Origin of the sequence: Flavobacterium sp. LB2P53 (assembly GCF_003970305.1) — a bacterium.
Taxonomy (GTDB): Bacteria; Bacteroidota; Bacteroidia; order Flavobacteriales; family Flavobacteriaceae; genus Flavobacterium.
The window spans coordinates 498,137-517,267 of the sequence record NZ_RYDG01000002.1; the positions used below are offsets into that span (position 1 = coordinate 498,137).

20 protein-coding genes and 1 tRNA gene are annotated in these 19,131 nt (G+C 35.1%); 10 read left to right on the forward strand and 11 right to left on the reverse strand.

The genetic code is table 11. From position 1 onward, the window contains the following. Window positions 1-52: 52 nt before the first annotated feature. Together EKL95_RS04640 and EKL95_RS04645 are read right to left on the reverse strand one after the other, a co-directional pair. On the reverse strand, window positions 53-1,153 hold the full coding sequence (locus EKL95_RS04640; RefSeq protein WP_126562141.1) for a glycosyltransferase family 2 protein: 1,101 nt from the start codon (window positions 1,151-1,153) through the stop codon (window positions 53-55). Window positions 1,154-1,160: 7 nt separating this feature from the next. Next, a complete protein-coding gene (locus EKL95_RS04645; protein ID WP_126562140.1) occupies window positions 1,161-2,147 on the reverse strand; it encodes a lysylphosphatidylglycerol synthase domain-containing protein in 987 nt (328 codons plus the stop codon). A 163-nt stretch (window positions 2,148-2,310) separates the two neighbouring features. On the opposite strand from EKL95_RS04645, the gene ruvC reads away from it, so the two are divergent. The 6 genes from ruvC to EKL95_RS04680 all read left to right on the forward strand — a co-directional run bounded on the left by ruvC (window position 2,311) and on the right by EKL95_RS04680 (window position 6,998). Then, a complete protein-coding gene (gene ruvC / locus EKL95_RS04650) occupies window positions 2,311-2,865 on the forward strand; it encodes a crossover junction endodeoxyribonuclease RuvC (protein WP_091203117.1) in 555 nt (184 codons plus the stop codon). Between the two features lie 105 nt (window positions 2,866-2,970). Further along, the gene (locus tag EKL95_RS04655) at window positions 2,971-3,342 is read left to right on the forward strand and encodes a four helix bundle protein (protein WP_126563638.1); all 372 of its coding nucleotides are present in this window, start codon (window positions 2,971-2,973) and stop codon (window positions 3,340-3,342) included. Window positions 3,343-3,469: 127 nt separating this feature from the next. Next, window positions 3,470-4,627, forward strand: a complete 1,158-nt coding sequence (hemW, locus tag EKL95_RS04660; RefSeq protein WP_126563639.1) for a radical SAM family heme chaperone HemW — start codon at window positions 3,470-3,472, stop codon at window positions 4,625-4,627. A gap of 412 nt (window positions 4,628-5,039) precedes the next feature. Further along, window positions 5,040-5,828, forward strand: a complete 789-nt coding sequence (locus EKL95_RS04670) for a cyclase family protein (RefSeq protein ID WP_126563640.1) — start codon at window positions 5,040-5,042, stop codon at window positions 5,826-5,828. A gap of 20 nt (window positions 5,829-5,848) precedes the next feature. Continuing rightward, window positions 5,849-6,220, forward strand: coding sequence for an MmcQ/YjbR family DNA-binding protein (locus EKL95_RS04675; protein ID WP_126563641.1), 372 nt, complete (start codon window positions 5,849-5,851; stop codon window positions 6,218-6,220). A gap of 67 nt (window positions 6,221-6,287) precedes the next feature. Continuing rightward, a complete protein-coding gene (locus EKL95_RS04680; protein ID WP_126563642.1) occupies window positions 6,288-6,998 on the forward strand; it encodes a PH domain-containing protein in 711 nt (236 codons plus the stop codon). 75 nt (window positions 6,999-7,073) lie between these two features. Here EKL95_RS04680 and EKL95_RS04685 read toward each other — a convergent pair whose 3' ends face one another. The 3 genes from EKL95_RS04685 to EKL95_RS04695 all read right to left on the reverse strand — a co-directional run bounded on the left by EKL95_RS04685 (window position 7,074) and on the right by EKL95_RS04695 (window position 10,438). Continuing rightward, on the reverse strand, window positions 7,074-8,174 hold the full coding sequence (locus tag EKL95_RS04685) for a DUF4407 domain-containing protein (protein WP_126563643.1): 1,101 nt from the start codon (window positions 8,172-8,174) through the stop codon (window positions 7,074-7,076). Between the two features lie 195 nt (window positions 8,175-8,369). Continuing rightward, window positions 8,370-9,971 carry a phosphoenolpyruvate carboxykinase (ATP) gene (pckA, locus tag EKL95_RS04690; RefSeq protein WP_126563644.1) on the reverse strand — a complete coding sequence of 534 codons (1,602 nt, stop codon included), beginning with the start codon at window positions 9,969-9,971 and terminating at the stop codon, window positions 8,370-8,372. Window positions 9,972-10,045: 74 nt separating this feature from the next. Then, on the reverse strand, window positions 10,046-10,438 hold the full coding sequence (locus EKL95_RS04695) for a DUF423 domain-containing protein (protein WP_126457494.1): 393 nt from the start codon (window positions 10,436-10,438) through the stop codon (window positions 10,046-10,048). 227 nt (window positions 10,439-10,665) lie between these two features. On the opposite strand from EKL95_RS04695, the gene EKL95_RS04700 reads away from it, so the two are divergent. Beyond that, on the forward strand, window positions 10,666-12,036 hold the full coding sequence (locus EKL95_RS04700; protein WP_126562133.1) for a saccharopine dehydrogenase family protein: 1,371 nt from the start codon (window positions 10,666-10,668) through the stop codon (window positions 12,034-12,036). A 68-nt stretch (window positions 12,037-12,104) separates the two neighbouring features. Here EKL95_RS04700 and EKL95_RS04705 read toward each other — a convergent pair whose 3' ends face one another. The 4 genes from EKL95_RS04705 to EKL95_RS04720 form a co-directional block, all read right to left on the reverse strand. Next, on the reverse strand, window positions 12,105-13,565 hold the full coding sequence (locus EKL95_RS04705) for an energy transducer TonB (protein WP_126563645.1): 1,461 nt from the start codon (window positions 13,563-13,565) through the stop codon (window positions 12,105-12,107). Next, window positions 13,562-13,936 carry a BlaI/MecI/CopY family transcriptional regulator gene (locus EKL95_RS04710; RefSeq protein ID WP_126457489.1) on the reverse strand — a complete coding sequence of 125 codons (375 nt, stop codon included), beginning with the start codon at window positions 13,934-13,936 and terminating at the stop codon, window positions 13,562-13,564. Before EKL95_RS04710 ends, EKL95_RS04705 begins: the two co-directional genes overlap by 4 nt. A gap of 1 nt (window position 13,937) precedes the next feature. Beyond that, the gene (locus EKL95_RS04715; protein WP_233589375.1) at window positions 13,938-14,288 is read right to left on the reverse strand and encodes a hypothetical protein; all 351 of its coding nucleotides are present in this window, start codon (window positions 14,286-14,288) and stop codon (window positions 13,938-13,940) included. 376 nt (window positions 14,289-14,664) lie between these two features. Continuing rightward, window positions 14,665-16,053 carry a dipeptidase gene (locus EKL95_RS04720; RefSeq protein ID WP_126563647.1) on the reverse strand — a complete coding sequence of 463 codons (1,389 nt, stop codon included), beginning with the start codon at window positions 16,051-16,053 and terminating at the stop codon, window positions 14,665-14,667. 107 nt (window positions 16,054-16,160) lie between these two features. Between EKL95_RS04720 and EKL95_RS04725 the strand changes: the two genes are divergently transcribed. From EKL95_RS04725 to EKL95_RS04735, 3 genes are all read left to right on the forward strand, one after another. Beyond that, window positions 16,161-16,242, forward strand: a tRNA-Leu gene (locus tag EKL95_RS04725). A gap of 464 nt (window positions 16,243-16,706) precedes the next feature. Continuing rightward, complete coding sequence (locus EKL95_RS04730; protein ID WP_126553836.1) at window positions 16,707-17,777, forward strand: Fic family protein; 1,071 nt, start codon at window positions 16,707-16,709, stop codon at window positions 17,775-17,777. 156 nt (window positions 17,778-17,933) lie between these two features. Then, window positions 17,934-18,140 carry a hypothetical protein gene (locus EKL95_RS04735; protein ID WP_199736775.1) on the forward strand — a complete coding sequence of 69 codons (207 nt, stop codon included), beginning with the start codon at window positions 17,934-17,936 and terminating at the stop codon, window positions 18,138-18,140. Window positions 18,141-18,181: 41 nt separating this feature from the next. On the opposite strand, the gene EKL95_RS04740 is transcribed toward EKL95_RS04735, so the two are convergent. Together EKL95_RS04740 and EKL95_RS14880 are read right to left on the reverse strand one after the other, a co-directional pair. Further along, the gene (locus EKL95_RS04740) at window positions 18,182-18,517 is read right to left on the reverse strand and encodes a DUF1493 family protein (protein WP_126553834.1); all 336 of its coding nucleotides are present in this window, start codon (window positions 18,515-18,517) and stop codon (window positions 18,182-18,184) included. A gap of 2 nt (window positions 18,518-18,519) precedes the next feature. Next, a partial coding sequence (locus EKL95_RS14880) for a hypothetical protein (RefSeq protein WP_158614843.1) occupies window positions 18,520-19,131 on the reverse strand: 612 nt, incomplete at its 5' end.

Sequence of the window (19,131 nt, forward strand, 5' to 3'; positions counted from 1 at the left end):
ATTTTTGATTTCAGATTACGTTAGTATTTACTTTTTGGCTCGGATCAGGATTCTAAAATCTTCTGCCTTTCCATTCGTATTTTCCAAACACAGAATACAAAGCCACGCTTGTACTAAAAAAAGGATAAAACAAACTGCTCAAAATCAAATAACGTATTTTGGTTTTGGTTAAAAAAGAGTTGGTTTCGTATATCAAAACAGCATCAACAAGAAATTTTAAAAGGAACAGTAAAACTATATTTAGAAACGGAATAACGCCCAACACCCAACACCCAGCGCCTATCACCAAACACAAATTCCCCGCAAATACTAACAGTCCCAATCCTTTCCCGAAAGTACTTTGATACGAACTTGTTTTAGAGGCCCAGCGAACGCGCTGATGGAATAATGATTTCCAATTGTTCAATGGCCTTGTGGTGACAATAGTATTTCGAGATTTTAGATAATGCACCTTTTCAGGGGATTTTGCAATCGCTTTTTGCAACAGGAACACATCGTCGCCACTGGCAATGCTGTCATTTCCTTCGAAGCCATTCAGTTTTTGGAAAAAGGATTTCGTGTACGCAAAGTTGGCGCCATTGCACATAAATCCTTTGTTAATACCAAAACTCCCAATGGTTGCGCCTTGTAAACTCGCCAAATCCAATTGCTGAAAATGATGCAAAAATGAATTGCCACAATCATACGTTACTGCCCCGGCAATCATCGCCACATCATGGAGCTGAATGTAATTGTCCAAGGTCAATAACCAGTTTTTATCAACTACACAATCGGCATCGGTGGTGATAATCCAGTCTGCATTTACAATTTGCATCGCATTTACAATTGCATCTTTCTTGGGTGAGTTTGAAATCCGAATGTTCTTTATTATCCGAACACGGAACAATGAGCACGGGACACTGAACACTTCTTCCGATTCATCATCGACCAAAATCACTTCGAACAATTCCATCGGATAATTCAGCTTCGACAAACTGTCTAATAGAATGGGTAAATTTTCAGCTTCATTCCGAAAAGGAACGATAATTGAGAATTTTGTTTTTGGCTGTAAGCCAATATAATCAATTGTATTCACTTTAATGAGACCATAAATCAAAAGTCCAATAAAAACGGCATAAATCAAAAGTACCAAAAATAAAATATTTGTAATCATAATTATTTTAATAAGTTTTATCTCTCTCACCTTTAGGGAGTCCCGAAGCTCCGGGAGGAGAGAGGATTTTAAAGTTCAACACATAATAAGTGCCAATTATTACGGGTAAAACCACATTCAAAAACCACATTAAAGTCGAAATGAAAATAACAATCCATTCATTTACACCTAAAATCCCAAAGAAATAAACCGCAACACTTCCTTTTACGGCAAAGTCTAAAAATTGAAAAGTAGGCAAGGAAGAAGCTAAGAAATAAACAGAGGAAATGGTGGCAATTAGGGTAAAATAAGGCAAATCAACATCAAAAGCCAGAAACAAAAAGTAGTATTGGTGCGAGAAAACAAGATAGCGACAAATACCCAAAAAGATATTTTTTTGATGAATGGGTTTTGGAATTTCATTAATCTTATGGATCAGTTTTTCGATCGAATACCCTTTGATAGTAATTTTTTTGGCCGAAAATAAAACAATGAAGAGAAGTATCAGAAATCCAAAAAGTAACGCTACTGTTTTTGTGGTAATCACATGGTACTGCGCATTAAAAAATAGCAATCCGAAAACCCCAAAAATAACGGTCAATATCATTTGGATTCCGTTGCAGATCAGATTTAAGAATATGACTTTTTTAGTGTTTAATTTATCAAAAAATAACGCTTTTCCGGCATATTCTCCAACTCCATTGGGTGTAAAAAGTCCCGCGGTTAATGCGCCAAGAACTTGTTTGGTTGCTGTTCCTACTGAGATTTCATGAATGAATTCAACTAAATTTTGCCATTTCAAAATTTCAAAAAACCGATTCAAAACACTCAGTAGTAAAATAAAGGCGATTCCGCCAATAGACTGATTTTTCTGGAATAAAACGATGAATTTCTGCCAATCCAGTTTGTCATTATTAGCCAATTGATTGTAAATAAAATAAAACGCACCGCACACAATCAAAACTTTGATTAGAAGTACGAGGAATTGCTTAGTTTTGTGTGGAATTGTAATCATACCGCAAAGAAAAGAAAAAGTATTTTGAAAAAGCTATTTCACAAAGATTCACAAAGAAATTACTAAGCAGTGCAAAGTTTTTTGTTTGGTCGATTGTAAAATTAATCTTTGTGTACCTCTGTGTTCCCTTTGAGTATCTTTGTGTAATAAAAAACTAAAACTTTTGGCAAACGAGCGCATCATATTAGGAATTGACCCCGGAACGACGATTATGGGTTTTGGATTGATAAAAATTGTCAATAAAAAAATGGAGTTTTTGCAACTGAACGAATTGCAATTGTCCAAATACGACAATCATTATCAAAAACTCAAAATCATTTTTGAACGCACCATTGAGTTAATCGATACCCACAATCCAGACGAAATTGCGATTGAAGCGCCTTTCTTTGGTAAAAACGTACAATCGATGCTGAAGTTAGGACGCGCGCAAGGCGTGGCTATGGCAGCGGGACTTTCGAGAGATATTCCCATTACGGAGTACGAACCTAAGAAAATAAAAATGGCGATTACCGGAAATGGAAACGCCAGCAAAGAACAAGTTGCCAAAATGCTACAGCAACTTTTAGGATTAAAAGAATTGCCTAAAAATCTTGACAGTACAGATGGATTAGCAGCTGCGGTTTGTCATTTTTTCAATTCTGGGAAAGTGGTGGGAGAGAAAAGTTATACCGGTTGGGATGCTTTTGTGAAACAAAACGAAGAACGAATAAAAAAGTGATCAGTGTTCAGTACTTTAGTGTTCAGTTGTGTTGGACTGGGATGAGTAGTCAGTTTTCAGCAGTTTTAATTAAGTAAGAGTATTCCGTTTTTTAAATTGTATCATATGAGATTCCAAGATTTATTAGCCTATAAAAAATCATTTGCATTAGCAATGAAGATTTTTGAAATAACAAAATCATTTCCAAAGGAAGAAACCTATTCATTAACGGATCAAATTCGGCGTTCTTCAAGGAGTGTTCCTGCAACTATTGCCGAAGCCTATAGAAAGAGGATTTACCCTAAACATTTTTATAGTAAGTTGACCGATTCTGATGGAGAAAATTCAGAAACACAAGTGTGGTTAGAGTTTTCTGTGTCTTGTAAATATATTTCTGAAGCTATTTATCAGGAATTTATCTCTGAAAGTTTAGAAATTGGAAAACTTGTTAATTATATGATATTGAACCCTGAAAAGTTTGGAGTTAAAAAGGAGTGATTAGTGTTCAGTTTTTTAGTATTCAGTACATATATGATTACTAAATAACTGCTCACTGAACACTTTCTTAAGGCTGAACACTAAAAATCTGACCACTGACCACTTTCTTAAAACTGACCACTACTAAATGAGCGGAATCTACATCCATATCCCTTTTTGCAAGCAGGCGTGTCATTACTGCGATTTTCATTTTTCAACATCGATGAAGAAGAAAGAAGAAATGGTTTTGGCTATTGCCAAAGAAATTCAAATGCGTAAAAGCGAATTTAAAAACGAAATTGTCGAAACCATTTATTTTGGCGGAGGAACGCCAAGTGTTTTAACTTCAGCAGAAATTAATTTCCTGATTGCGGAAGTGTACAAATACTATTCTGTTTCAGATAATCCTGAAATTACACTGGAAGCCAATCCAGATGATTTGTCAAGTGAACGAATAATCGAATTATCTAAAAGCAAAATTAATCGGCTAAGTATTGGGATTCAGTCGTTCTTTGAAGACGATTTACAATTGATGAACCGAGCTCATAATTCGGCGGAAGCCAGAAAATGTTTAGAAGTTGCTACTCAGTATTTTGACAACATTTCTCTCGATCTAATATACGGAATTCCGGACTCGAGCCAAAATGGCGAACAGGCGCAGCAAATGAGCAATGAGAAATGGAAACAAAATATTGAAACAGCATTGAGTTTTGGGATTCCGCATATTTCGAGTTATGCTTTGACGGTAGAGCCTAAAACAGCGTTGAATAAACTCATTCAAACAGGGAAAATTGCAGCGCCTAAAGATGATGTCGCGCAAGAGCACTTTGCTATTTTAATCGAAATGCTCGAAGCCAATGATTTTATTCACTACGAATTGTCAAATTTTGGGAAGGAAAACTATTTTTCGAAGAATAATTCAGCGTATTGGTTGGGAAAAAAATACATTGGAATTGGTCCTTCAGCACACAGTTATGATGGAGTTTCCAGAAGTTGGAATGTGTCGAATAATGCGCTGTATTTAAAATCCATTCAAGAGGGTAAAATACCCAATGAAATCGAAATTCTTTCTGTTATGGACCGGTATAATGAATATGTTATGACGGGTTTACGAACGATTTGGGGTGTTTCTTTGGATAAAATTGAAAGCGAATTCGGAAGTGGGTATTTGGAATATTTGAACAATCAATCTCGAAAATTTCTTGATGATGATTTGCTTTTTATTGAAAATGGGATTTTAAAGCCAACCAAAAAAGGAAAATTTTTGACAGATGGAATTGCTTCAGATTTATTTATCGTGAACTAGTTTCAGGATCTATTGAATTTTAATTGATTTTGTATGGAAAAAGGATTTACATATATTTTGACGAATAAAAACAGTACTGTTTTGTAGGTGGGTGCCACAAAAAATTTAAAAAACAGAATTGATTGTCATAGAAATGGTACCGGCGCAGTTTTTACAAAAAAATAGAATGCTACAATTTTAATCTATTTGGAAGATTTAAATGATGACTAAAATTTAATGTCGTATTTTAATAATTGCGACAATATATCTTTCTTGCTACTTAAGTGCTGTCTTTAAAAGAGAAAAACAACTTAAAAATTGGCATAAAGACTGGAAATGGAATGTTGCAAAACTTTTAAATCCTGAATTAAAAGATTTATATTTGAACTTATAAAGTATCTCCAGATGAGATGCTGAAATAAATTCAGCGTAAATGTTAGCAACAATCCAACATAACAACCAAGCCATTGAAGTCGATTTATCAAAACCCATTGATATTTCGATTCCATTAACAAATACAGACGAGAATCCAATTGCTTGGTATATCGAGAAACCAGTCATTGAACCCGTTATTTTTGGGGATTGGATAGGGAAAGTTTCGGAAGGAAAGTCGTCTACTAATTTCAATAATATTTTCTTCAATCCACACGGACACGGAACGCATACGGAATGTTTGGGACATATTACACGTGAATTTTACAGTGTTAATCAATCTTTGAAACAGTTTATTTTTTTAGCTGAGTTGATTTCGGTTGTCCCGGAAATGCAAGGAGGAGATTTAGTGATTACACTGGATAACATCTCGACTGCGCTCGATGTGATACTGAAATTAGGTGTTCCAAAAGAAGCCTTAATTATCAGAACACTTCCTAATTTTAAAATAAAAAAATCTTTAAAATATTCGAATACGAATCCGCCTTATCTAAATGAAGATGCTGCGCGTTTCATTCGCGAAAGCGGGATTCAGCACTTGCTAATTGATTTGCCCAGCGTGGATAAAGAGCATGATGAAGGGAAATTATTGGCACACAAAGCCTTTTGGAATGTGACCGATGTCAACAATCTGAATGCAGAAGCCAGATTGAATTGTACGATTACGGAGATGATTTTTGTGGCTGATGAAGTGAAAGATGGCGGTTATTTGTTGAATTTACAAATTGCCTCTTTTGAAAATGATGCGAGTCCGAGTAAGCCGGTTTTGTACGCTATTTTAAATGATTGAATGAAAAATAATTTCAAGAGATGAACCTGGAAACGTACTACGAATATTGCTTGTCTAAAAAAGGAGTAACGGAACACTTTCCTTTTGACGAAGATACATTGGTGTTTAAAGTGGGTGGAAAAATGTTTGCATTGTCTTCTTTAAGTCAGTGGGAGAAAGGACAGCCATCAGTTAATTTAAAATGTGATCCAGAGCGCGCTCAGGAATTGCGCGCTGAATATGAGGACATTCAACCGGGTTTTCACATGAGTAAAACCCATTGGAATACAATTGCTGTAAATGAATCAGTTGCGGATGCATTACTCAAAGAGTTGGTGGATCATTCCTATGATTTGGTTTTCAAAAGTTTAACAAAGAAATTGCAGAGTGAAATTCAAGAATTAGAAGATTAGGTGTTACTTTTGCCAAGAAAAGTCGAATAAAATTATAAATGCGTAAGGAATAAATTCAGCATATCACATGAAAGAACAATTTAAAAAGTTTTTAAACGAAGAACAAGACCCAAAAGCCATTGAAAAAATCGCTTCAAAACTGAGTGATTTATTGATGAAAAATGAAGAAATCGGATATATTGCTGTTCAAAAAAAACCAGCGATTACTGTTTTGCCGGATAGTATTGTGATGACGAATAAAAGAATTATCATTTGTCAGCCTAAAAATCTGGGACTTTCAATGAATTTTATTGATTACACTTGGGATGAAATAGAAGGCACATTTGTGAAAGAAAACATTCTGGGTTCTGAGTTTTCATTTACAACCAAAACAAATATGGAGGTTTCCATTGATTATATTCCTAAAATCCAAGCGCGTAAAATTTTTACGTATGCCAAAGAACAATTGGATATATTGAAAACAGGAGCAGTATTAAATGCAACACTTGTAGATGCAATTCCGTTTTCACCAATGGCAGAAGATGAAATTATTGAAGAAATGGAAACGGAAGAAGTGACTAATTTTGCTGAACTAATGCCTGTTCCACCAACTAATTTCACTGCTGAAAATCAAGATTTTGAAGAGTCTACAGTAATATCAAAAGACAAATCTTTAAGCGATTTATCGCAAGACGAACTTTTTGAAAAATTGCAGAATTATAAAAAATTACTAGATAACGGATTGATTTTGCAAGGCGAATACGATGCTTTCAAAAAAGAAATTTTAAGTTTTATGTAATTAGCCTTAATGCGGAAATTCATAAAGTCAAAAGATATTTACTTCCTTTTGACTTTAGGACTTTCGACTTTAGACTTAAAGTGTTCTTTTCTGCTTTTCTACAAAATTATTTGATTGTAATTCGAGCAAATCGGCAGCGTTTTTTCGTTGTAAATCATACAACTGTTTGTCTTGAGCAATGTCTCCGTACACTTTGTCGTGCATAGTGGCGCTAGTTTTTACCAATAAAGAACGTTGGTATTTGTCTTGCTCGATTGTTGCTTTCAACGCTGTTTCTAAATCTTCTAATTTATAGTCGTATTCCCCTTTTGGAGATAAAAGTTTAGCAATAATAGGAGAAGTTTCAATGGCTAAAAACAAGAGTGTGATAAAGAACGAAGGCAGCCACGGTAATTTATCCAAGGCATTGATTCGTGCCATTAGACCGTCAAATCCATCAATAATAGGTTGGGTTTCGGTAACTTTTTTGTCTAAATCGGTTTGCAGCGTTTTGGTATTTTTCTCCATTTCGGCAATTTTAGCCAAGTTGGTTTTTTGTAGGTTGTCCAGTTCTTGTTTTGCCATATCATGTTTGGCAATTTTTTCTTTAAAAACAGGGCCTTTGCCTAATTTTTTGGTTCCTGCGGTTCCTTCGGCTTCGGTGATGTACGTTTCATAAAGCGAGTTAACTTCTTTTTCTTTCTTTGTAATTTCCGATTTCAAACCTGCTATTTCGGTTTTGTTCTTGTCTAAATCCGATTTGAAATAATTGGCCACTTCCTTTTTGTTATTCAAAGCCATCGCATTTTTCTCTTTCAATAAAACGGTGTTGATTTCTTTCTCGAAGATTTTAATTTCTAATGGTTTCGAAATGACGATCGCAATGATTACCGCTAAAATAATTCGGGGAGTTGCCTGCAGAAATTCACTTCCAAATTTATCTCTTTTTCGAATAGTGGAAACAATAAAACGATCCAAATTAAATAGGAGTAAACTCCAAACGATACCAAATGCGATTGCGGGATACATACTGTCAAAGACGGTGAACAATGCATACGAACTGGCAAGAAAAGCCATGACCGCAGTAAAGAAAACAGTGGCGCCAATACCTACATATTTGGTTTGTTCGCCTTCGGAACAGCCTACGAGTAGGTCTTTGTCTGAGCCGGAACACAGAATGAAAAATTGTTTTAACATAATTGATTTTTGATTGCTTCACCAGATTGCTATTCCGGCTCGGATGATTGATGAATATAAATTTAACGACAAAAAACGGATTGTGGTATAAATACTTGATAGGTATTTATTTATGGCTTTTTGTTACGGTTTGTCCTAAATAAAATAGAGCCGCTCTTTACGAACGGCTCTATTGGTTTTTGAATTAATAGTACCTTATGTCAATGGTGCTCCTGCCATAATTTCGGCATTGGCAAATTCTTCAAATTTGGTGAAGTTGGCTTTAAATTTTTGAGCTAATTCTATTGCCTTTTTATCGTAAAGTTCTGGATCTTCCCATGTATTTCTGGGATTTAGAATTTCGCTGGGAACATTTGGACAGGTTTGCGGTTTTGCAATTCCAAAAACGTGGTGGTTCTCATACGGTACATCGTCCAATTCTCCGTTTAATGCAGCGGTAATCATGGCACGGGTGTATTTTAATTTCATTCTGGTTCCTATTCCGTAAGGGCCACCAGTCCATCCTGTATTGATAAGCCAGACTTTTACATTGGCATCTTTCATTTTTTTAGTTAACATTTCAGCATATCTTGTTGGGTGTAATGGCATAAATGGCGCTCCAAAACACGTAGAGAAATTGGGTTGAGGTTCTGTGATTCCTGCTTCAGTTCCGGCAACTTTTGCTGTGTATCCTGAGATGAAATAATACGCTGCTTGTCCCGGAGTTAGGAGTGCAATAGGAGGCAGGATACCATACGCATCCGCGGTCAAAAAGAATATATTTTTAGGATTTTGTCCAATGGAACCTTGCTGAATATTATCAATATGAAAAATAGGATAACTTACTCTCGTGTTTTGTGTAATGGAAATATCCTCAAAATCAACGTCATTCGTATCTTTATTGATAATTACATTTTCCAGAATTGCTCCTTTTTTTATAGCGCGAAAAATGTCTGGTTCATTTTCTTCAGAAAGGTTGATGACTTTTGCATAACACCCTCCTTCAAAATTGAAAACGGTATTTTCATTCGTCCATCCATGTTCATCGTCGCCAATTAATTTTCGGTTAGGATCAGCTGATAAAGTTGTTTTTCCAGTTCCTGATAATCCAAAGAAAATAGCAGTATCACCGTTTCTTCCAACATTGGCACTACAGTGCATTGGTAACGTATTTTTGAAAACTGGCAAAATGAGATTCAAGGCAGAGAAAATTCCCTTTTTTATTTCACCTGTATATCCAGTTCCGCCTATTAAAACTACTTTTCGTGTAAAGTCAAGAATCGCAAAATTGCTTTGGCGTGTTTCGTCAACTGCTGGATCAGCCATAAAACTAGGCACACAGAGTAACGTCCATTCTGGGGTGAAATTTGCTAATTCTTGAACATCGGGCCGCAGAAACATGTTGTAGCAAAATAAGTTGGCCCAAGCGGTTTCTGTCACTACTCTGACATTTAATCTGTAATTTTGGTCTGAACACACATAAGAATCTCTCACAAAAATTTCTTTGCCGGATAAATAAGCGGTAACCTTGTTGTATAATTTTTCAAAAGCTTCTGGCGAGAAAGGGATGTTTACTTTTCCCCACCACACTTCGTTTTCAGTGACGCTGTCTTTCACGATAAAACGATCCAGCGGAGATCTGCCTGTGTATTCTCCTGTGTTGACCGCTAATGATCCACTTGAAACTTCGATTCCTTGACCAGATTTGATGGTGATGTCGTGTAATTCATCAGGAGATAACTGGTAATGAATTTTTGCATTTTCAATTCCTAATTCTTTTAACGAAATCGATTGCGTGAAAAGTGTGTTATTGTCCATAAATATTTTGTTGTGTAGTTTGTTTTTATAGACTGCAAAAGTAGATATTAAATTTCAGATAGAATTTGTTTCGTCTAAATTTGTGACTTTTTATTTAAAATATTTATCAATAAAACGCCCCAGGCCAGTATTAATAGGAGTCCGCCAATAGGAGTTATAAATCCAATGATGCTAAAATCAAACGAAGTAAGGGTGTTTGTTGCCAATAGATAAATGGAGCCAGAAAATAGAATTACACCGAAAAGCACTAAATTATAGAGCGTTTTTTTTGTTTTTTGAGAGAGGTCTTTCAGGAGTCCAAGAAACAATAAAAACAGTGCATGGTACATTTGGTAGCGTACGCCTGTTTCAAAAGTATTTAATTGCTCAATAGACAGTACTTTTTTTAGGGCATGTGCGCCAAAAGCACCAAAAATTATTGCAATCATTCCCAGAATAGTTCCCGTTGTAAGTATCTTTTTGTCCATGATAATGATGTTTGATGCAAAAGTATTTCATATCTCCTAACTTTAAAAGTATTTGGCACGATACTTTCAAATGAACTTAATTTAACGGTACACTAAGCAGACTAATTTTTTTATTTTTAAAACGTAAAAGAAAGAACGAAAAGAATAAAAGCTTTCTCAGTAAATTATTTTGAGTTATTTGTTATAAATACAACATTTTTGTATGTTTGTGTTGTAAATAAATAAAAATGAGAACAATTTTAATCATCGGGGCGGGAAGATCAGCTTCCTCTTTGATACATTATCTTTTAAGTAAATCAGAAAAAGAAAACTTGCATCTAATTATTGGTGATTTGTCTTTGGCTTTAGCTCAGCGTAAAACCAATGATCATAAAAACGCAACTGCAATTGCTTTAGATATTTACGATAATGAGCAACGAAAAAAAGCAATTGAAAATGCTGACATTGTCATCTCGATGTTGCCGGCTCATTTGCATATCGAAGTGGCTAAAGATTGTATAATATATAAAAAGCATCTGGTTACCGCCTCTTATGTGAGCGATGCCATGCAGGAATTAGATGCTGCCGCCAAAGAAAACAATCTCATTTTCATGAATGAAATTGGACTTGATCCAGGTATTGACCACATGAGTGCGATGAAAGTGATTGATGAAATTAAAGAAAAAGGCGGAGAAATGCTTCTTTTTGAATCTTTTTGTGGTGGACTCGTAGCGCCGGAATCCGACACGAATCTTTGGAATTATAAATTTACCTGGGCGCCACGCAATGTGGTTTTGGCAGGACAAGGAGGCGCTGCCAAATTTATTCAGGAAGGAACGTATAAATACATTCCGTATTGTAATTTGTTTCGCAGAACGGAATTTCTAGAAGTGGAAGAGTTTGGCCGATTTGAAGCCTATTCTAATCGGGATTCCTTGAAATACCGCAGTGTGTATGGCTTGGATAATGTACTGACTTTATACCGAGGAACAATCCGTAGAGTTGGTTTTTCTAAAGCTTGGAATATGTTTGTGCAATTAGGAATGACGGATGACAGTTACGTCATGGAGGATTCGGAGAACATGAGTTACAGAGAATACGTGAATTCTTTCTTGCCGTATCATCCCACGGATTCAGTGGAAATTAAGACTCGTTTGATTCTTAAGATTGATCAGGATGATATCATGTGGGACAAATTGTTGGAATTGGACTTGTTCAATCGCAATAAAATTGTAGGCTTGAAGAATGCCACGCCGGCACAAATTCTGGAAAAGATCTTGACTGATAGTTGGACGCTTCAGCAAGATGATAAAGATATGATTGTCATGTATCACAAATTTGGATACGAATTAAATGGCAAAAAAGAACAAATAGATTCCAAAATGGTTTGTATTGGGGATGATCAAACCTACACTGCGATGGCAAAAACTGTAGGCTTGCCTGTTGCAATGGCAACCTTATTAATACTGAATGGTAAAATTACGACTCCCGGAGTTCAATTACCGATTCGTAAGGAAGTGTATGTGCCTATTTTGAAAGAATTAGAGGAATACGGTGTTGTTTTCAAAGAACAATCCATGCCATATTTAGGATACAATCCTGATAAAGAGTTTAGTTAGTAGTTTGTTTTTAGATTTTTAGTTTGATAAATCCGCTCCTTTTGAAGCGGATTTGTTTTTTTATACTATTATGATTTTGAGTGTAAAGTTATTGGGAGGCTATACATTACTCTCACAGGGACGCCGTTCATTTTCCCGGGAATCCATTTCGGGCATATTTTCAAAACACGTATGGCTTCTTCACCGGTTCCAAAACCAATATCTCGTATGTTTTTTATGTCGCTTAAACTGCCGTCTTTTTCTACTATAAAGGTGATGTATATTTTTCCTTTTAAGTTAGGTTGTGTTGGAGTTTTAAAATTATTGCCGACAAATTTGTAAAATTCTGATATTCCTCCGGGAAAATCTGGTTTTTCGGTTATTCCAGCAGTATTGTAGACTTCATTTTCCCCTTTTTGGACAAACTGATTTTCAGAATTGAATGTGTCTATTTCAATTACTTCAGGCGCTCCTTTGCTTAAAGTCGCCAGAAGTTCCTCGTTTGTAGGTAATTTTTTTTGTTTTGATAGGATAGAAGGTATAGCTCTCTTTTCGATAGGAGTTAGTTCATTGTATTTTTTTTCGCTGGTAATCTTCCCTTTTTCATCTTTAATTTTAAAGGTGGTTTTGTCGTAATACGTTTTAAATAAATTTCCAGGTTTTACAGGAGTAGTTTCTTTTTTCACATTGGTTTCTTGCGCAACGACTTTCGTACACAATAAAAATAATAAGGCAGTTACTACCGGAATTAACGTTGCTTTTTTTAATAAAGCTTTCGTTTTTGATGTGGTTTTTGTCATCATAAGTAATCGTTTTTTAGTTATTAAATAATTCAAATTACTGGCCAAGTAAAAAGTTTGGTTCTCGTTTGCTTTCGATAGTAATAAAGATTGGTAAAACGGAACATTGTTGTAGGATGTCACTACCTTCTCGTCAGCAAGAAATTCGTGATTGAGTTGTATTGCTTTTTTGTAAAAAATAAAAATTGGGTTGAACCAAAAAACGATTTTCAATAGTTCGATGAATAAAATATCCAAAGTGTGTTTTTGGGTTACATGTGTGAGTTCATGCGTGTACAATTCAGCTTCAATTTGACGGTTGTTGTACTCCGTTTCGTTGATGAAAATCCTATTCAGAAAAGTATACGGCAGCGTTTTTTCGGGTAGCAAAATCAATTTGGCATTCTTATAATCAATTGGCGAATTCGACTTCATTTTAGATGAAATCTTGATGATATTACTGATAAAACGTATCGCCAAAACGAGTGTTACTACAGCATATAAACTCCATAATCCTATTGCTAGATAGTTTGTTTCTTTAAGTACTACAGCGTTTCCTTGCAGTATTTGGATATTTCCTGGATTGACTGCAGGTTGTGCTATTTCCTGAATAACTTCAATAGTAATAAAGGGAATCACCATTGAGAAAACAAGGCTGAACAACAGATAAAACCGATTGAAAATGTGTATTTTTTCTTTTTCCAAAAACAAATAATACACTGCCAATAATATGAATAAAGTGATAGTTGATTTGATTAGAAAGTCGCTCATTTTTTCTTTTTTTGAATTTCACTGTCGATTATTTTCTTGAGTTCTTCCAGTTCCGTTTGAGACAAATTCGTTTCGGTGGTAAAGAAAGAAGCAAATTGCGATGCCGAATTATTGAAAAAACTACTTATCAATCCGTTGACGTGTTTGGAGAAATAATCCGTTTTTTTGACCAATGGATAATATTCCCGGGAGTTCCCAAATTCAGTATACGCTACAAATTGCTTGTCAATCATTCTTTTCAATAAAGTAGCCACGGTTGTGGTTGCCGGTTTTGGTTTTGGATAGGCTTCCAGCAAGTCTTTCATGAAGGCTTTCTCGAGTTTCCAAAGGTGTTCCATGAGTTGTTCTTCTGAGTTTGTTAATTGTTGCATGTTATTTAATTTCTATTTCGGAAACTGATTCTCCGTTTTTGTATTTCTTTATCGTTATTAGTCTTCCATTTTCATTAAAGAACTTCCAGTCACCAAAATAAAACCAATGCGCGTACTTATCACTCGTTTCCATTTTTGTTTTTCCTTTGGACTGTATTTTTCCATTTTCATGATAAAAAGTAGTGTTGCAGATGTTGTCTTTGTATTTTTCTCTTTTAATAATTTTGCCATTTAAGTAATAACTCCATTTTTTTACGGGATCACCTTTTCTGTATTTTCCAATTGATTTATAATGGGAACTATCCTGTGAGTATTGTTCAATCCAAAGTCCTTCTCTAAGTTTATTTTTCATCTGATTGGTTTTGCAACTAAAGAGGAAAAATAATAAGCCGATTACAATAACAGTTTGTCGCATAAAATAATTTTTTTCTACGAAAATAGAGTTAGCTCTACAAATGTAGAATATAAATTGAAATAAACAAATTTTTATGAAAAATATTTTGGTAGTCAGCGGTTTGCGTTAAGGATGGGAGTGGAAATCCTTTTTATTTTTTTGTTTCAAAAAATAAAAAGATTGAGAACGGACAGCCTGACCACGCTGGAACGATAGTGGAAGCGTGGGAACGCCCAAAAAAAATCCGCCCTGTTTAGAGCGGATGTAGGTTCTCGATACTTTTTTGTTCCGTTTCTTTTTACAAAAAAACTCGAACGGACGGTATCGCCAACTATTATTTAGAAAGTTCTACAAAATATTTGTAAAACAACGGAATGGTTTCAATCCCTTTCAGGTAATTGAAGATTCCGAAATGTTCGTTTGGCGAGTGAATGGCATCACTGTCCAGACCAAATCCCATCAAAATAGTTTTGCTTTTCAGCTCTTTTTCGAATAACGCCACGATAGGAATACTTCCTCCGGAGCGCACGGGAATTGCGGGAACGCCAAAGGTTTCTGTATACGCCATATTCGCGGCTTTGTAGCCAATACTGTCTGTTGGCGTTACATAACATTGTCCGCCATGATGTGGTTTTACTTTTACGGTAACGCCGGCAGGAGCAATGCTTATGAAATGTTTTGTGAATAATTCCGTGATTTGTTCCCAATCCTGATTAGGAACCAAACGCATCGAGATTTTAGCGAAAGCTTTGCTTGCAATAACGGTTTTGGCACCTTCTCCGGTGTAACCACCCCAGATTCCGTTGACGTCCAGTGTAGGGCGAATGGAGTTTCTTTCGTTTGTGTTATAGCCTTTTTCGCCGTAAATGTCATTTAAGTCTAATGCTTTTTTGTAATTGTCTAAGTTGAAAGGCGCTTTGGCCATTTCGGCTCTTTCTTCCAAGGATAATTCTGCTACATTATCATAAAAACCAGGAATGGTAATGTGGTTGTCTTCATCATGAAGCGAAGCAATCATTTTGGCTAAAATATTGATTGGGTTGGCAACCGCTCCTCCATATAATCCGGAATGTAAATCACGGTTTGGTCCCGTAACTTCGACTTCTACGTAACTCAATCCACGTAATCCTGTTGTAATTGACGGTTGTTGATTAGAAATCATTCCGGTGTCCGAAATTAAAATCACGTCATTTTTTAGTTTTTCCTGATTGCGTTCTACGAACCAACTCAAGCTTTTGGAGCCAATTTCCTCTTCGCCTTCAATCATAAACTTCACATTACACGGCAAAGTATTCGATTGAACCATATATTCCAATGCTTTTACGTGCATGTACATTTGGCCTTTGTCATCGCAAGCGCCACGGGCAAAAATAGCGCCGTCGGGATGAGTTTCGGTTTTCTTAATTACGGGTTCAAATGGCGGCGAAGTCCATAATTCAATAGGATCTGCGGGTTGTACGTCATAATGGCCATACACTAAAATGGTTGGTAAATTTGGGTCGATTATTTTTTCGCCATACACGATTGGGTTGCCTGGGGTATCACAGATTTCAACGAAATCGCAGCCTGCTTTTTCCAAACTTGCTTTTACGGCAGCAGCAGTATTGATGATATCTAGTGAGAAAGCAGGATTTGCGCTCACGGAGGGCATTTTTAATAATTCGATTAACTCGTTGATAAAGCGGTCTTTGTGTTCTTGAATGTATGCTTTAATATTTTCCATTATTTAATTATTTTATAATCTCAAAAGTACAAAAAACTGAGTAAATAATTTTTTAAGAAATTCCTTTGAACTTAAGAAGTAATGCTTATATTTGCACTCAGAATTTCGCGGATATGGTGAAATTGGTAGACATGCCAGACTTAGGATCTGGTGCCGCAAGGCGTGTAGGTTCGAGTCCTATTATCCGCACTTTTAAAACCCAAAGTACTAATTATTAGTGTTTTGGGTTTTTTGTTTTTTAAACTTGACCTAATAACAACTCCGTTTCGTGTTGTGAAACTAAAATGAACCTATTTTAATGTAATATAATTAGATTGATACAATAAGTTAAAAACTGTTAAACAGTATCTTTATAACATCGTTTATCTGTTTCTATAGTCTTAACTTGGAATAATAAAAGTTTAGCTGTTTGGTTTTTTGTCCTTAAATAAATGTCTTAGTTTCGTTTTCTGTGTAAATCACTTTATTATGGTGGTTTCCGTTCTTAAATAAAAGATGGGGAGTACCTCAAAAAAAATATTTTACCTCCGTAACTTTTCTTTTTGGTGGTTCTTGTGGGGGGTATGAATTTAATTTTTTTCAAGAAATTGTATTTTTTGAAATCACTACAATATCAAAATAAGTTTTCTAACTTTGTGAATCAATCACATACAATGACAGAAAATTTTACTTTGCAATCCTTACCGCCTAAAGACTTTACAGAATCGATTGCTATATTGAAGCAATTGGCAAAATCACATCGGTATTTAGCTGAACTCAAAGGCACGGCAAAGACTATTCCAAACGAAAGTATTTTGATTAATACGCTTACACTCCAGGAAGCAAAAGACAGTAGTGAGATTGAAAACATCATCACTACTCACGACGATTTATACAAAGAAAATGTATTGATTGACACCAAGAAACACGCCAGTAAAGAAGTTTTTAATTACGCACAAGGTTTGAAACTTGGTTTTGAAATTGTGCGAAAAGAGAAATTACTTTTAAACAAACATATCTTAACCATTCAAAAGGAGCTGTTACAAAACAATGCTGGATTTAGAACGCAAGCGGGAACAAAATTAGTAAACTCGCTAGGGCAAACGGTCTATACTCCACCACAAAGGGCCAATGAAGTTTTGGACTTAATGGGCAACCTAGAAAAGTTTATAAACGACAATGATTTTTCGGATATTGACCCACTTATAAAAATGGCAATTATACATTATCAGTTTGAAAGTATCCACCCATTTTATGATGGTAACGGACGGACGGGGCGTATTATCAACATTCTCTATTTGGTTTTATCGGGATTGTTAGATATTCCTATTTTGTATTTAAGCCGTTACATTACCCAAAACAAAGCCAATTACTACAAAGTTTTGCAGGGCGTTAGAGAAACTAACGACTGGGAAGCGATGGTGTTGTATATGTTAAAAGGCGTTGAGGTAACTGCAGAGCAAACTATTGTTCTGATTACTAAAATTCGGGATTTAATGGCAGATTATAAAGGTAAAATGCGAACTGAATTACCTAAAATATACAGTCAAGATTTGATAAATATTTTGTTTAGAAATCCTTACACTAAAATTGAGTTTTTGGAAAAAGAATTGAATATTACGCGCCAAACGGCTTCAATTTATTTAGATAAAATTTCAGAAATAGGATTTTTAGAAAAAACCAAAGTCGGAAAATCTAACTATTATATGAATACCGAATTGATAAACGTTTTAATGAATAGTTAAATATGGTAAAAAACCATTGAAAATTTACCGCATAAAAACAACGTGTTAGAAAAATGCTAAAAACTTACCACGTTATGTAAACGTGTTAGAAAAATTGAAAAAATTTAACACGTTAGAAAGTCGTGTTAGGAAAACGACTAAAATGTAACATTACTTTTGAATTTAACTACTGATCAAATTATTAATTACGACGGCAAAATTCCAACCGAAGTTGTAATGGAAGATAAAACAGCCGTTGAGCAAATGAGACTCATACAACAGCTAGAAGATGATGACAAACAAACCATCTTTAAACTTATTGATAAAATGCTTACCAATAAAAAATTTAAAGATTTCTTCGCTAAAAATGTAGCGACTTTATAAAGGGAAGAAAGCCGAGCATTTGCTCGGCTTTTTTTTAAATATTATGATAATGGATCAAACCACTCTTTTCTTTTAGCTACCATTACCATATGAGCAATGGTGATAGATGGTTTTTTGACATATTTTTTTTCAATTTTTTTTCTAAAAATATTAATTAATAAAGCATCTAAAAAATTTAGTTTGTAAAAATATTTATTTGTATCAAAATTAGAATACCCTGATTCTATCTCAAACTTATTTAAAAACTCTTCAAAAATCATTATTGCATCTTCTTTGTCTAAATCTATCGTATTTATAATTGTATTTAGATTATACTCTTTTTTACTAAATAACCATTCATTAAAAAAATCACAAACTTTAGTCTCCAAAAATTCCATATCTAATTATTTGTTAATCCTGCTGCACCTGCTGTTGCTCTTGTTCCTCCAAAAAGCGCTGCGTTTCTACCATAAAACGAAGACCAATTTCTTACCATACCAACTCCGAAAGGAGAAACATAAGGAAGTCTTGTAACAGCTCCTCCAAATAAGCTGATTTTAGCATTACCATAAACTGATTTATAAAAAACTGACGATTTTAAAGTTCCTTTTGAAGCTCCTCCTAAAACCTTTAAACCTAACGAAGATTTCGACAGCATCGTAACACCCATTTTTAATTCACCTGCTCCAGTTATTAAATTGAATGCGTCTAGTACTAAATCAGTTAATCCCATTCCAACTCCTTGCGGACCTTTCATTGATATTGAATATCCATTATCTCTTAACTCTGGACCTAATGCGCCTCTAGGAGTAGCCATAACTTCAACACCATCAACAAAAATTCTGTCGTGACCATCGCCTGTTCTTGTAACTTCTGCCGTTTTATTTTTAGTGTTAATTCGCACATCGTCATCTGGACTATCCATCTGATGCATTGCATGATTGAGTCCACTAACCACTAAACCCGTAACTGCGCCTTGCCAAAAGTTTCCTCCAGTTAATGCTGCACCAGC

Coding starts and splice junctions, on each gene's coding strand:
- EKL95_RS04640 (WP_126562141.1), bottom strand. CDS start 1,153: ATGATTACAAATATTTTATTTTTGGTACTTTTGATTTATGCCGTTTTT.
- EKL95_RS04645 (WP_126562140.1), bottom strand. CDS start 2,147: ATGATTACAATTCCACACAAAACTAAGCAATTCCTCGTACTTCTAATC.
- EKL95_RS04655 (WP_126563638.1), top strand. CDS start 2,971: ATGAGATTCCAAGATTTATTAGCCTATAAAAAATCATTTGCATTAGCA.
- hemW (WP_126563639.1), top strand. CDS start 3,470: ATGAGCGGAATCTACATCCATATCCCTTTTTGCAAGCAGGCGTGTCAT.
- EKL95_RS04670 (WP_126563640.1), top strand. CDS start 5,040: ATGTTAGCAACAATCCAACATAACAACCAAGCCATTGAAGTCGATTTA.
- EKL95_RS04675 (WP_126563641.1), top strand. CDS start 5,849: ATGAACCTGGAAACGTACTACGAATATTGCTTGTCTAAAAAAGGAGTA.
- EKL95_RS04680 (WP_126563642.1), top strand. CDS start 6,288: ATGAAAGAACAATTTAAAAAGTTTTTAAACGAAGAACAAGACCCAAAA.
- EKL95_RS04685 (WP_126563643.1), bottom strand. CDS start 8,174: ATGTTAAAACAATTTTTCATTCTGTGTTCCGGCTCAGACAAAGACCTA.
- pckA (WP_126563644.1), bottom strand. CDS start 9,971: ATGGACAATAACACACTTTTCACGCAATCGATTTCGTTAAAAGAATTA.
- EKL95_RS04695 (WP_126457494.1), bottom strand. CDS start 10,438: ATGGACAAAAAGATACTTACAACGGGAACTATTCTGGGAATGATTGCA.
- EKL95_RS04700 (WP_126562133.1), top strand. CDS start 10,666: ATGAGAACAATTTTAATCATCGGGGCGGGAAGATCAGCTTCCTCTTTG.
- EKL95_RS04705 (WP_126563645.1), bottom strand. CDS start 13,565: ATGAGCGACTTTCTAATCAAATCAACTATCACTTTATTCATATTATTG.
- EKL95_RS04710 (WP_126457489.1), bottom strand. CDS start 13,936: ATGCAACAATTAACAAACTCAGAAGAACAACTCATGGAACACCTTTGG.
- EKL95_RS04715 (WP_233589375.1), bottom strand. CDS start 14,288: ATGAAAAATAAACTTAGAGAAGGACTTTGGATTGAACAATACTCACAG.
- EKL95_RS04720 (WP_126563647.1), bottom strand. CDS start 16,053: ATGGAAAATATTAAAGCATACATTCAAGAACACAAAGACCGCTTTATC.
- EKL95_RS04730 (WP_126553836.1), top strand. CDS start 16,707: ATGACAGAAAATTTTACTTTGCAATCCTTACCGCCTAAAGACTTTACA.
- EKL95_RS04740 (WP_126553834.1), bottom strand. CDS start 18,517: ATGGAATTTTTGGAGACTAAAGTTTGTGATTTTTTTAATGAATGGTTA.